Here is a 12797-nt window from a genome sequence, read left to right as displayed (position 1 = left end):
TACACCTTCGAGGAAAGTTTTTTTTGCTATAAGCTTTTGCCCACCACCCGCATAGCAGGTGGTTTATTGTGAAAACATTCCGCTTCGCTACATGTTTTCACCGGCTCATGCGCCGGAAAAAAAAAGGAACATCTGAGCAGATGTTCCCGATTTGTGAGCTATGATGGATTCGAACCATCGACAGCCGCCTTAAAAGGGCGGTGCTCTACCTACTGAGCTAATAGCCCAACTCCAACACATGAAACTTTAATGAGCTATGATGGATTCGAACCATCGACAGCCGCCTTAAAAGGGCGGTGCTCTACCTACTGAGCTAATAGCCCATGTGTTCATTGCTGAATGAAAAGAATAATATACATTATTTTTATTTTAGTCAAGGGTAGAAAAAGCATTTTTTTAGAAATTCATTCACTGATTTTATTTTTTGCTGTTACTAACTTAAGAAGTGCAGAACACCCTCTTGTAACATCACTCCAGGTTTCTTCAAAATTGCCGGTGTACCATGGATCTGCTACATCGCGGTTTTCACCAGTGTATTCCAAAAGATAGTGGACTTTATCTTCAGTATCCTCGCCTACCCTTCTTTTTAAATGACGCTCGTTTTCGCTGTCCATGATAATCAGAAGGTCGAACTCGTTATAGTCGTCGGGAGTAACAAGGCGGGCGCGGTGGTCAGTGAACGGAATGTTATTCTGAGTAAGAATCTGTCGGGTTCCCCTGTGCATTCCGTTTCCGATTTCGTCGTAGTCTGTAGCGGCAGAATCAATGTAAAAATCTTTTTCAAGCCCGGCTTTTTTTACATAATGTTTCATCACCATTTCGGCCATTGGCGAACGGCAGATATTTCCGTGACAGATAAATAATATTCGTTTCATTAGAACGGTGCCTCATCAGGATTCCGGTTCTGGCGGATTTCAAGACCGGTAAGATTTGCAATTAAAATGCAGTCAGATTCTTCCAGCTCAAAGTCAAATACTTCAGCATTTTCAATGATTCGCTCTTCGTGAACGCTTTTTGGAAGCGGAAGACATCCCTGCTGTAAACTCCAGCGGATGCAGATTTGAGCGATAGAACGGCCATATTTTTTAGAAAGATTCTGCATCTGCTCACTTGAAAAAATCTTTCCAGTTCCAAGAGGGCTGTAACCTTCGACAAGCATTCCAAGCGAGCGTGAATATTCACACAGTTCTTTCTGGCTCTGTCCAGGACAGACCATAATCTGATTTACCATCGGCTTGACTTTCGCTGTTTTTAGAAGAGCTTCAATATGGTGCTGCCGGAAATTTGAAAGGCCAAGCGCACGTAGTTTTCCTGCCTCATAAGCTTCTTCCATTGCCTGCCAGCTTCCTGCATTAGTTTCCTGCCAGCAGTTTCGGAATTTGAGCGGATTTGGCCAGTGAATAAGATACAAATCAAGATAATCAAGATTCATTTTTTTTAGTGAAGTTTCGATTGCTTTTCTGGTTGATTCATATCCGTGGTCATTATTCCAGAGCTTTGTGGTAATAAAAAGCTCTTCACGTTTTACGCCGCTGGAAGCCAAAAAATCATTGATTGCCTTTCCTACACTTTCTTCATTTTCGTAAGCGGCCGCTGTATCAATATGACGGTAACCGTTTTTAAGGGCAGAAAAAACAGCATTGTAAGCTTCATCGCCGTCCGCACTCTGCCAGGTTCCGAATCCTATGCACGGGATTTTATTTCCGTTTAATAATGTGAATGTTGATGTAAGTGAGTTTAATTCCATAACTCAAGTTTAGCACAGAAAGTTAAAAGAAACCATAAAAGAAGCACTGTAAATTATTCAATATTCTTGCATAATTTTCTAAAATCTGCTAAATTTTTCCAACACGAGATTGAATCTTGGGATTTCTGATTCCAAGCCTCATGCGCTTTTTTACAATTTTCCAGTTCGTAAATGCGTAGTTTAACAATCTTGCTGATAATTTTTCGGCATTGGAGGTTAAATTATGCCAAAGTCTTTATTTCAGGAAATCATTTTTACAGTTTTAATGGTTTTTTTTATGGTCTATGCGCTCATCTGCTATAATATGAGTCTTGCCATTAGTGATTTATCAAACATGGTCTTTTTGGGTGCATTCAAAGAACTTTTGATTATGGGGCCGATTGCCTTTGTACTCGACATGGTTATTGCAGGTCCATTGGCAAAAAAATTTACTTTTAAGATTTTTAATCCTGCTGAGACAAAACCGATTTTTATTATTCTTGCTATTTCGGTTCTCTCAGTAATGTTTATGTGCCCGATGATGAGCCTTGCAGCAACAATTTTATTCAAAGGCGGGCTGTTGCAAAGCGAAGTGGTCTCAATCTGGATTAAGACCACAGTTTTGAACTTTCCGATGGCATTTTTCTGGCAGTTATGCTTTGCAGGTCCTGTCGTCAGACGGATTTTCTCGCTTTTAGTTCGGAATTAATTTCTTCAATTTTGGCGTCAGTAAGAATAAAATGTTTTTTAAAAATTACAAGACCGCCTAAAAGAACAATAACCGGAACTACTGTCATTACCATTCGCAGTCCCATTTTCGAGGCAGCAGAAACACCGATTGAAAAATCAATATTTGCAAATCCGGCAGCACCGTCTGTATACTGCTTTAACTTGAGAACTGAAAGTGCAATTGAAGCAATAAATGCCGAAACGCCGGAAGCAAGTTTTACAACAAAAGTCTGCATAGAAAAAATAACGCTTTCATCACGGCGTCCGTTTTTAAGGTCGCCGTAATCAACTGTATTTGCAAGGAAAACAGTGATAATTACATTGTTAACACCTGCGCTCGCCATTACAAGAACACCTGGAATCAAAAAAGGAACAACATTATTTACACCAAGTGTTGCCATTGCAAAAAGTGCAATATAGCCGATTATACTCATTGAAATGCTTACATAAAAAATCTTTATGTTGTTCAGCTTGAGAAGATTTCTTAAAAACGGATACAAAATCATCATTGCGAGGATTTGAGTTCCGCCTCCGACCATGTTAAAGAGCGCGTAACTGTCATTCCATGAAGTTCCCCCCAAATCATACTTAAAGAAATAAATTACAAGATTTGAAGTAATGTAAAGTGCAATGTTTATTACAACGATTGTAAGAACTACACACATAGCCTGATCGTTTTGAAGAAGCGCACGGAACATTTCACTGATTTTAGCAGTTTTCATGTCTACAGATGATTTTTCTTTTATTGTAAGACACATAACAAGAGTAAATATTACGAAAAGAACGGAAACTCCAAGAGTAAAAAACTTAAATCCGTTAAGTTCTGCCCACTGCGAACTTGGATAGCGGTGAATTAAATCAGCTGGAGCTGTGCTGCCAAACATTTTTCCAAGAAGAGGAACTACAATCATTGTTGCGATTGAAATTATTGCAGAGCCGACTCCGGCACAGCTTCGGGCAAGCGTCGTAAGTCCTTCGCGTTCCTTTCCGCCTGAAGTAAAGGCCGGAATCATTGACCAGTAAGGAATATCCATCATGGTGTAAGTAACACCCCAGAGAATGTAAGTTACTGCAGCATAGGCAACAAGACCTGCGGCATCAAGGCGGGGAGGAGCTGCAAACATAAGGAAAAGAACTACTGCATTAGTAAGAGTTCCGATTAAAAGCCAGGGCCTGAATTTTCCCCATCGGGTCTTAGTTTTTGCAACAACAACGCCCATAATAGGGTCATTAAATGCGTCGAACACACGCGCAGCAAGCAGAATAACGCCCATAGCGGCCGCACTTACCCCAAGAATGTCCTGAAAATAATACAGAATGTAACTGGCAGAAAGCATGTAAACCATGTCCTTTCCGACCGCCCCAAGACCGTATGACAGTTTTTCTTTTAAGCCAAGCATATTTTTCTCCTTTTTTTTAATTTTTCAGCGCAACAAGAATTATATTTATCAGAATCTCAATCTGTTTGCGGCTTTCGACCATGGTATCCATGTTCAAAAGGTCGCCTGAAATTGAGAGTTTCTGTGCAAGACAGAAAAGTGAATGCAGCATTGTAGTGAACATTTCCTGAACACTGGCTTTTGCAAGCACTTCATTTTTACTTCCACTGAGCGAAATAGAACCGTCTGCAATTCCCTTTTCGAGGGCATGAATAACGATTGCATTCGTCTCAGAAATTGTTTTTTCGTATTGAGCAAGCCGGTCAGAAGAAACCTTTTCTTTTTTGATAAACGAATCAAAATAGTAAATAAATCCGAAAAAGCTTCTCTGACTTACGATTGCATCACTGAAAATTTCAAGAAGTTCTTTAAGCTGATTGAACCCGCTTAAATTTTTGTATTCTTCACTCGTAAAAACTTCGGTAAAAATGGTCTGCTCAATCTGCCAGGCATAGGTTGCAACTTCAATGGCAAGCTCTTCTTTTGTAGTAAAATACCGGTACAAAGAAGCAACTCCTATTTTACTTGCGGAAGCAATATCGTTCATTGAAATATTGTCGATTCCGCTTTCAGAAAAAAGCCCGAAAGCACACTCAATAATAAACTGAATCCGTGAATTCTTTTTTTCTTCTCTAAGCTTAGATTCACCTGCCTGCCCATTCATATTTACTTTCCTCAATGCCGGCTGCTTTTTCTACAGCGTGATAAGCGCCATTGTAAATACCGGCTTTTTTGTTAGACATGATAGCATGATTCATTTTTTCGAGTAAGTCAGGAGTTTTTATGAACTGGCAAAGCATCGAGCATGCCCATTCAAGATTCGGGCATTCCGGAGTTCCGTCTCCGACTTCTGCCGCCCGGATTGCACCCCAGCATTCGTGTCCACCTACATGCTGAATCATCAGCTTCGGAACAGGATAAAAAGCAAGTTCACTCGGCTTTGTAATAAGAACGTCACTTGAGCGGATCAAAAGATTTGTCGCATAAACAGCGGCAAAAATGTCTTTATGGCAGAAAACATGGATTCCGTGCGATTCTTCTTTCGTACAGTCACCGTCGTTCAGGGCGTTTTCTGCAAAATTTTTCGTGAAGTTCCAGTCATTAAAGTGAGTTTTTGAAAGTTTCTCGATTCCGCTGATTTTAGATTTAAAGAAATCCCAGACATTTTCGTAATCGCCGATGTTAAGATAAAGGGCTGCTTTATTTTCTTTTATGTACGGAATGAGAGTTTTGATAAGAGATGCAAAATAATCTCCCTGAGCTCCTGCCCCGCCGATTGTCAGAAGGAAGCGGAGCGGCTTTTTGCCGTTAATCCGCTCAAGGCGTTTTTTGCAGTCAGATTCAATATTTGACACCATTTCATCGTCCATATAGTGACCTGCATAAAGAATATCGTTTTCGCTCATTGGATTTAAGATTTTCTCTCCTGCAAAGCCTTTGAGGGTCCGGTAAGAAAGATACGAAGAAGGAGTCTGAACAAGATGAAGGGAGCCCTCACTCAAATGCAGTCCCATCGCCCAGTTGTCAGGAATTGCGTTAACGACATGCGAAAATCCTGCGTGAACGGCAGCCTGACTTGGCCAGACGTGAGTTGCAATATACGGAGTTTCTTTCGGAAGGTCGTTTAAAACAGGAGTCATAAGCTCGGCCGTTTTCTGGTCTCCTGCGTTGTAAGTAAGGCGCTTAAAGCCTTCCGTGTTGAGCGGATCCCAGACAAGCTTATTGAAAAGCTTTGATTTCTGGGAAAGACGGCTTGCCATAGAATAAAGTTTATTCTGATATGCAATGATTTTTGTGCAGGTAGTTTCCGGGAAAGAATTCAAATCGAGCCAGAGCGGTGTGTAGCCTAAAGCGTGGGCTGCACTTGCCATTGCCATTGAAATGCGGTAGTGGCCGAATCCCATGCGGATATTTCCGATTATGACAGATTTTTCGGGCAGTTTTCCAAGAGGTTCTTTTGAAAGCACAAGCACTTTTGCACCGAAAGCAGGAGTGAGAACTTCGTTATCCATAGCCGCCAGATGATAAGGCGTATTTCTGTCATCACCGAATTTTTTTAAGAATTTTTTCTGCTGTGCCGCAGCTTTGCGCAGGGTCTTTTTGTCGATTATATTTCCAAAGATAACTGATGATTTATCCATAATTATTTCACCTCATAAATTGAAATCGAATGTGGCTCAAAGATAAAGCCTTCATTCGTTCTCTCTGCGTATTCCACAACTGTTTCAAGATTTTCAGGGCGTTCCTTGAATCTTGAAACCAGTTCGCATCTTTCTATATAGACAGGCTTTTCTGAAAGGTTGATAAAGCCTGCGTATTTTTCATTTTTAGAAAAAATGAAGTAAGTGACGGAATCTCTGTTTTCAACTCCGAAATCTTCATTTTCAAAAGTCTTGTAAAGCGAAGTGATTTTATCTGTAAAACCGCCTTCTTTTTCGTTGTTAAAGTGCACAGGGTCATCTGAATGCATAATCTGGCTTGCAAAAAGATAATTTACAAGCGCAACTAAAGTCTTTTCCTTATCAGAAAGCGAAATATTTTCGTAACGAAGGAAAACTACATCAGGGTCGTTGATAAAAACGCCGTTGTCCCAGAATGCGTGTCCGAGTGTGCTCTGCATGTTTACAAAAGCACTCGTTCTTGAAGGGAAATTTGCCTCTTTCATCCAGGCAACATCCCAGTCTTCTTTTGTGTCAGAGCCGATTCTTGAAAGCGGGAAAGCATTAAAACTCACCTCAAACGGTAAGCCGCAGCCAAGATAAGCAACTTTTTCGCCCTTATTGTTTTGTGTACGTTTTGTAAGGACTTTTACAGCCCTGTCGTACCATTCGTAAGCAGCCCCGCCGTTTTTAAATTCGCCTTTAATCATTCCGGCAAAAAGAAAATCCAGTTTTAGATAGCGAAATTCCCATTCATTTACGGCAGTGTCAATTAAGCCGTCAAGATAATTTACAACTTCATCAATACTCAAATCAAAACAGAAATATGACCACGGAAGAGACGGCTGGTCGCCTCCAAAAGTATCTCCCCACAAAGGATTTAAGCCTGCGGCAATCGGTTTTCCCTTTTTGTCGCGTAAAATCCAGTCGCGGTGAGCCTTTGCAACTTCACTTCTCCAGTCAATGATGAACGGAGCAAGCCAGAGCCCCGGAATATAGCCTTTTTCTGAAATTGATTTTGCAAGATTTTTCATGCCGCCCGGAAAACGGGTTCTTCTGGCATCCCAGTCACCAAGCGAGATTTCCCAGCCGTCATCAACCTGAAATACGCAGGGCTTTTTTGAATCTAAGACATACTTTTTGATAAGATTTTCTGTGTGAGAAAGGCTTTCAAGGTCAGCTTTGATAAGTTCTTGGTTTATGCCGGCATAATGGTTATACCAGGATTCCCAGCCTGCAACAGTTATTTTTGATTTTTCCGGTGTAATATTCAGAAAATCAAGTGTTCCAAAGCGTGATTTTTTGTCCGAAGCAAAAAGATTCTGGGTCTTTTCACTGAGAGTAAAAAAATTTTTTGCAGTAAAAAATGCAAGCTCAGCTATTTTATCGCCTTCACTCCAGGTCTTTCCGTCTGCACAGACAGTACACTTAATCGAACGCTTTTTCCGGTCAACGTAAAAGTTCACCGGAGGAAGCGCAGATTGATTTTTAGAACTATGTATATTTCCGGCAGAACATAAAGCAAAGTAAAAATTTTTGCCGTTTATGTTCCATCTCAAATACATGAAAAATGATGCAACAAGCAGCTTTTTTGATTTTAAGGATTTTGGGAGAGTTCCCGGAACAGTAAAATAATGTTTCCACTGAGGAACAACTGGAAGATATCTTTTCTGATATTTTCCCGCATCAATTTCACCACCGAAACCCCAGGACTGCCAGCCGGAACCATAAAACGCAAAATCATTTTCTTTTGCAAAATCGATAAACTCTTTTTTTTCGATGTCAGCTTCTTTCAGACAGGTTTCAAGGAGTGAATCAATGGAAAGAGTCGCAAAAATTCTGTTTTCAGTGTCAGTTGTCTGCTCACCGCTGTAAAAAAATTCTTTTCTTTCCATAAATCACTCCTTTGTTTTATTAGAAGAATAATTCTACACCAATCGGCATGTAGAATTTTTTGCTTGAAGATTTGTAGCTCAAATCTACAACACTGTTTACTGTACCTTCCATGCTCTGAATTGTGAAGTCACCTGCAAGTCCGGCAAACATAAAGTTGTTTGAAGCAAATGTTTTCTTTACGTAGATTTCAGCAGAGAATTTATGCTGGCGAAGTTCAAGGTCTTCGATAGAAAGTGAGTTTCCGCCGTAAGTAAACCCTCCTTCAGCACTTGCAGAAGTGATATTGTAGTTTCCTGAAAGACCAAGGAATACATCCTGCTTTCCGAACGGGTTCATACAGATTTCTGTAAGGAAGTCTACACCAGCCATAAAGATATCAGCACCGTCACCTTTGTCCATTGTTATAAGGTCGTAAGAATACTGTTCAAGGTTAGAAACGCCCTGTCCGCCCCAAAGGTGTGCTTTGTACAGGATAAAGCCTTTCTGAATTACGCCCATTGTACCAAGACAAGAGTACCAGTTGTAGAATTTTTCAGGGTCATAGTCGCGAAGGTCTTCATCTGTAACAATAGGAACCTTAAAGCCAAGCTCAATAAGATTTGCGTTTGGTGTTTTTTCGAGGTCAAGGTTTGGATCAAGGAAGCTTGTAGCGCCACCCATAAAGCCGAGGAAGTCAATACCAAATTCCATGCGGCCGTAATAATCGTTCATGCCAAAGCCTTCATCTCGTGCAGTTTTATATGTGCTTGTTGCGTAGCGGTAGTTTGAGGTGTCGATTGAGTCCCCCCAGTACTGAGCTTTAATCTGAGCAAGGCCTGGAATTGTGTAGCCGATACCGCCCTGGAAGTTGCGTACAGCCTTGTAAAGCGGAATTGACTTTGAGCTGTCAGTGTCAGTTGCACTGTCAGAAGAAGAAACAAGATTTCCATCTTCGTCTGTTGTAATTCCGATAAGACCTGCAGGGTCGATTGAAGCATTTGCATAGAAGCCGTTCAATACTGAATCCTGATTACCTGTTACAGAAGCAAACAGGCCTGTTGCTGTCCAAATTTCCTGGAAAATATCATCTTCTGATTTAACTTCGCTTGATTCTCTCTGACCAAAGTCACCGATAGTACCACGGAGAACCTGTTCTCTCATTCGACCAAATGCTACTTTTGTCTGGAAAAGCGGGTTATCGAACAATCCCCAGATTTTTGCCTGGTCACCGATTGCAACAGCATATTTACCGTCTTCGTTGTAGTTTGTATCAGCTGTGGTTTCTGTTGAATCCCACAGTTTATGTACAAACAGTGCGCGGCCGTCTGCATCGAGGTTAAAGTCAAAGCCGAATTTCTGATCCGGTGTGCGGCCGATAATCCAGAAACCGATTCGGTTACCGTAACTCCAGTCCGGATTCAATGCAGCATAGTTTGAAGAATCAGATGTGTCTGATTCGAGGCCTTTCATGGTTGTGACGAGAGCATAAGCTGTCATTGCATCACCTACAGCAGCACCAGTTGCAGTTCCATCGCCTCCGGCACTTGCAGCAACAACACCAGCATAAGTTGCAACAGCAGTAGCATACTCTGTATAGTTAGAGTTATCTGCTGCAAGCTCTACTGATGTAACACCATAAGCACTCATCGAGCTTACAGTACCGTTAGCCTTAGCTGTTTCATAAGCTGTCATAGCATCTGTTGCAGCGGTTATAGCAGCTTCACCTGTCGCGGTTGTATCTGCTGTAATTTTTGTTGAATCACTACGGTGTCCGAACTCAAATGTTGAACGCCCCCATGCACCAAATGAGATGTCTCCAACGCTCGTCTGCAGGGTGTGTGCCTTGAGAGTTTCGTGTGTTTCTGCAAAAGCTAGACCTGCTGTGAGAGCCAGAGCCGAAGCGGCAGCAATAAGTTTTTTCATATTTCCCCCTTTTTTTTATAACCTTATGGAAAATCAATTGTTAAATTGATAGTACCTCTATCAATTTTCTTTTCAAAAATTATGATAGTACCGCTATCACTTTCTGTCAACAATAAAATTCTAAATTTGCAAAAAAAATCCGCCGTCTTTCTTTAAGCCAGCGGATTTAAAAGTAAGATGAATGTCGAGTTTCATCAACTGAACAAAAAAATGCGTACACTTCCAGAAAAGTGCGTCTGTCTTCACGCGGATGAGGGTAATAGGAATTCCACGACCGTTTCTCGGGATTTCATATGCATCTTCGACTGAGAGTGTAATTCAAAATTAAGTTATGAAACAATGTTTTTGAATTAGCGCAGTGATTTTAAAAATCGAAGTTTAACCTAGTATTTTATCTGTTCTATTCCATAAAATAAGTTTTTATCGGAGGAAAGCCGTTGAATTCAACGCTTGCATAAGTGCTTGTGTACGCACCGGTTGTAAGCCAGTAAAGTTTATCGCCGGCTTTAAGTGAAAGCGGAAGCTTGTACTTAAAATCTTCGTACATGATATCAGCACTGTCACAGGTAGGACCAGCCAGAATTACTTCACCTTCTTTTTCGCCCGGTTTATCTTTTGAAGAAATTACCGGATACTTCATTGCCTCGTCCAAAGTTTCGATAAGGCCGTTGAATTTGCCTGAATCCTGATAAACCCACCTTTGTAAAGCAGTATTGTTTTTGCGGCTTACAAGGATTACTTCGCTTGTTAAAATTCCGCAGTCGCCAACTAAAGAACGGCCCGGCTCTAAAATAATCATAGGAATTTCATCGCCAAAGTCATCATGAAGATAGCGTGTAATTTCTGAAGCGTATGTTGCAAGATCGTTTGCAGGCTGAATGTAATGAGCCGGGAAGCCGCCTCCCATGTTAATCATAGAAAGACGGATACCTTCTTCTTCTTCGAGGGAAGAGAACAGATAAGAAGCCTTTGCAATTGCATCGTTCCAGGCACCAATATCGCGCTGCTGGCTTCCTACATGGAAAGAAACTCCATATGGAGTAAGACCGAGATTTCTTGCCATTACAAGAAGGTCGTAAGCCATATCTGGGTGACAGCCGAATTTTCGGGAAAGAGGCCAGTCAGCACTCTGAGTATTTTCCATTAACATACGCACATAAATACGGCTACCGGGAGCGTTTTCTGCAATTTGCTTGAGGTCGTCCTTTGAGTCGGTTGCGAACATGCGCACACCTTTATCATAAAAGTACTTAATGTCTTTTGCTTTTTTGATTGTATTTCCGTAAGAAAGTCTGTCTCCGGTAACGCCAAGAGACATAATTTTATCCAGCTCATAGCGGGAAGCAATGTCAAAATTCGAACCAAGTTCGGCGAGCATTTTTAAAACCGGCTCTCCTGGATTCGACTTCATCGCATAGTAAATATGCGCATACGGGAAAGAATCCCGGAGCTTGATGAAATTGTACTTAATCTGCTTGAGATTAATCACAACATTCGGAGTTTCTAAATCTTTTGAAAACTCCAGAAATTTTTTCCATTCTGAATCAGAAATGTAGTCCTCACGATTGAACATGAAATACCACCTGAAAAATGTGATTCCAGCAGGTCTTTGAAAGCAAGCTTTCTGCAACCGCCTTATATATAAAAAGATGTAAGTGAGAATATAAATGAAAATAGAGATATGGTCTATAATTTTTAGATTTTTTTTATAAATTTTACGATTTTTTTTACAGTCGAATTTCACAAAATAAAAGTATTCATATATAATGGCAGAATATGCGTATTTTTCGCTTATTGTTTGCTTCACTTCTATTATTACTCACTCCATTTTTTTTATTTTCCGAGGAAGATGAAACTCTCTCAGAAGCAGAAATTGAAACTCAGGAAGAAGAAACAAGAGCCAGATACAAAGCAATTTTTTTCTTTAAGGATCTATTAGACGACAGATATCCGTTCAGAATTGATTTTGGAGCAGAGCCTCACAGACACGGAAGCATGATATTTGGTGCTGCTTATTATGACTGGAGCGACACATTTTCACAAAGCATCCGGGGTGAATACGATCATTATACAACTTCAGTAAATTCCAGGGACAATCTTACAAGCGACGAAACCCGCTCAGTCACAGTCATTACATTTCCTGTAGTTCTTTCTTTTGGTAACGAAAGTGTATATTCACGGTCTCTTTTCAACCAGATTAATATCGGTTTCTATTACAAATACAATTTATTAAAAGCAAATCAAAACGGCTTTATTTATAATAACGACACTTTCGGCTCATGTTTAATGACAAGTAACGGAACCCAAAGCTATCACCTGTTTGGTCCTGCCGCAAGTTATATTTTAAATCTTCCTCTTCATAAATACATTTCCTTAACCTGCGAAACCTTCTTCGTTCCGGCATATTTTATGACACTCTCTACAGATTACAATATCAATTACTACACTGGCAGCGATACCTACACAGATTCTTACAAAATTGATTCTAATTCTTTTTCATACCCGTTTATAAAACAGACTGTTGCATTGGATTTTTTCAGATATATCAGAATAAAGGCCCAGCTTTCCTATCAGCACATCAATCTTAGAACCACCCTTTCCTCTGATATTTCAAACACAAGATATTCCATGCATACCCTGACTCTGCGTTACGGCGGTGAAATCTTAAATCCTTCAAAAACCCGAAAGAAATCCTCACATTTATGGGGCGGTCTGTATTACGAAATGACCTGGGAAAACCAGTACTATAAAGAATTAGTCGACAGAGATTACACAGGCAAATTCGTAATCTGTTTTGGCACTTAATTATTGTCCATCACAATTCAATTCATTATAATTTTTCAAGTCTGGGGTGCAGTGCTGATTCTTAAATAATCGCACTGCTGAGATTATACCCGCAGAACTTCGTATGAAGTTCCAACCTGATCCGGATAATACCGGCGGAGG

General features: G+C 40.5%; 10 protein-coding genes and 2 tRNA genes. 2 read left to right on the top strand and 10 right to left on the bottom strand.

Annotated elements, in window-relative coordinates; genetic code table 11:
* Nucleotides 1-154: 154 nt before the first annotated feature.
* The 4 genes from ACKI5B_RS05030 to ACKI5B_RS05015 form a co-directional block, all read right to left on the bottom strand.
* Nucleotides 155-227, bottom strand: a tRNA-Lys gene (locus ACKI5B_RS05030).
* Between the two features lie 23 nt (nt 228-250).
* Nucleotides 251-323 (bottom strand) — tRNA-Lys (locus ACKI5B_RS05025).
* Between the two features lie 81 nt (nt 324-404).
* Nucleotides 405-875, bottom strand: coding sequence for a low molecular weight protein-tyrosine-phosphatase (locus ACKI5B_RS05020; RefSeq protein ID WP_407426454.1), 471 nt, complete (start codon nt 873-875; stop codon nt 405-407).
* Nucleotides 875-1747 carry an aldo/keto reductase gene (locus ACKI5B_RS05015; RefSeq protein ID WP_407426452.1) on the bottom strand — a complete coding sequence of 291 codons (873 nt, stop codon included), beginning with the start codon at nt 1745-1747 and terminating at the stop codon, nt 875-877. The genes ACKI5B_RS05020 and ACKI5B_RS05015 overlap by 1 nt, the downstream gene beginning before the upstream one ends.
* A 223-nt stretch (nt 1748-1970) precedes the next feature.
* Here ACKI5B_RS05015 and ACKI5B_RS05010 point away from each other — a divergent pair, with 223 nt between their 5' ends.
* The gene (locus ACKI5B_RS05010) at nt 1971-2435 is read left to right on the top strand and encodes a DUF2798 domain-containing protein (RefSeq protein WP_407426450.1); all 465 of its coding nucleotides are present in this window, start codon (nt 1971-1973) and stop codon (nt 2433-2435) included.
* On the opposite strand, the gene ACKI5B_RS05005 is transcribed toward ACKI5B_RS05010, so the two are convergent.
* The 6 genes from ACKI5B_RS05005 to ACKI5B_RS04980 all read right to left on the bottom strand — a co-directional run bounded on the left by ACKI5B_RS05005 (nt 2401) and on the right by ACKI5B_RS04980 (nt 11424).
* Nucleotides 2401-3855: a glycoside-pentoside-hexuronide (GPH):cation symporter gene (locus tag ACKI5B_RS05005; RefSeq protein WP_407426448.1), complete on the bottom strand. Its 1455-nt coding sequence runs from the start codon at nt 3853-3855 to the stop codon at nt 2401-2403. The genes ACKI5B_RS05010 and ACKI5B_RS05005 overlap by 35 nt on opposite strands.
* A 16-nt stretch (nt 3856-3871) precedes the next feature.
* Nucleotides 3872-4558, bottom strand: coding sequence for a TetR/AcrR family transcriptional regulator (locus tag ACKI5B_RS05000; RefSeq protein WP_407426446.1), 687 nt, complete (start codon nt 4556-4558; stop codon nt 3872-3874).
* Complete coding sequence (locus ACKI5B_RS04995) at nt 4539-6035, bottom strand: DUF6937 domain-containing protein (RefSeq protein ID WP_407426444.1); 1497 nt, start codon at nt 6033-6035, stop codon at nt 4539-4541. The genes ACKI5B_RS05000 and ACKI5B_RS04995 overlap by 20 nt, the downstream gene beginning before the upstream one ends.
* Nucleotides 6036-6037: 2 nt before the next feature.
* On the bottom strand, nt 6038-7948 hold the full coding sequence (locus tag ACKI5B_RS04990) for a glycoside hydrolase family 36 protein (protein WP_407426442.1): 1911 nt from the start codon (nt 7946-7948) through the stop codon (nt 6038-6040).
* A gap of 19 nt (nt 7949-7967) precedes the next feature.
* On the bottom strand, nt 7968-9851 hold the full coding sequence (locus ACKI5B_RS04985) for a hypothetical protein (RefSeq protein ID WP_407426440.1): 1884 nt from the start codon (nt 9849-9851) through the stop codon (nt 7968-7970).
* 400 nt (nt 9852-10251) lie between these two features.
* A complete protein-coding gene (locus tag ACKI5B_RS04980; protein WP_407426438.1) occupies nt 10252-11424 on the bottom strand; it encodes a type III PLP-dependent enzyme in 1173 nt (390 codons plus the stop codon).
* Between the two features lie 203 nt (nt 11425-11627).
* Here ACKI5B_RS04980 and ACKI5B_RS04975 point away from each other — a divergent pair, with 203 nt between their 5' ends.
* A complete protein-coding gene (locus tag ACKI5B_RS04975) occupies nt 11628-12656 on the top strand; it encodes a hypothetical protein (protein WP_407426436.1) in 1029 nt (342 codons plus the stop codon).
* The last annotated feature ends 141 nt before the right edge of the window (nt 12657-12797 follow it).

The sequence above is a fragment of the Treponema sp. genome (genome assembly GCF_045657965.1).
Lineage (GTDB): Bacteria > Spirochaetota > Spirochaetia > Treponematales > Treponemataceae > Treponema_D.
The sequence above is the reverse complement of the archived record's forward strand: the minus strand, read 5'-3'. Positions and strand labels throughout refer to the sequence as shown.

Coding starts and splice junctions, on each gene's coding strand:
- ACKI5B_RS05020 (WP_407426454.1), bottom strand. CDS start 875: ATGAAACGAATATTATTTATCTGTCACGGAAATATCTGCCGTTCGCCA.
- ACKI5B_RS05015 (WP_407426452.1), bottom strand. CDS start 1,747: ATGGAATTAAACTCACTTACATCAACATTCACATTATTAAACGGAAAT.
- ACKI5B_RS05010 (WP_407426450.1), top strand. CDS start 1,971: ATGCCAAAGTCTTTATTTCAGGAAATCATTTTTACAGTTTTAATGGTT.
- ACKI5B_RS05005 (WP_407426448.1), bottom strand. CDS start 3,855: ATGCTTGGCTTAAAAGAAAAACTGTCATACGGTCTTGGGGCGGTCGGA.
- ACKI5B_RS05000 (WP_407426446.1), bottom strand. CDS start 4,558: ATGAATGGGCAGGCAGGTGAATCTAAGCTTAGAGAAGAAAAAAAGAAT.
- ACKI5B_RS04995 (WP_407426444.1), bottom strand. CDS start 6,035: ATGGATAAATCATCAGTTATCTTTGGAAATATAATCGACAAAAAGACC.
- ACKI5B_RS04990 (WP_407426442.1), bottom strand. CDS start 7,948: ATGGAAAGAAAAGAATTTTTTTACAGCGGTGAGCAGACAACTGACACT.
- ACKI5B_RS04985 (WP_407426440.1), bottom strand. CDS start 9,851: ATGAAAAAACTTATTGCTGCCGCTTCGGCTCTGGCTCTCACAGCAGGT.
- ACKI5B_RS04980 (WP_407426438.1), bottom strand. CDS start 11,424: ATGTTCAATCGTGAGGACTACATTTCTGATTCAGAATGGAAAAAATTT.
- ACKI5B_RS04975 (WP_407426436.1), top strand. CDS start 11,628: ATGCGTATTTTTCGCTTATTGTTTGCTTCACTTCTATTATTACTCACT.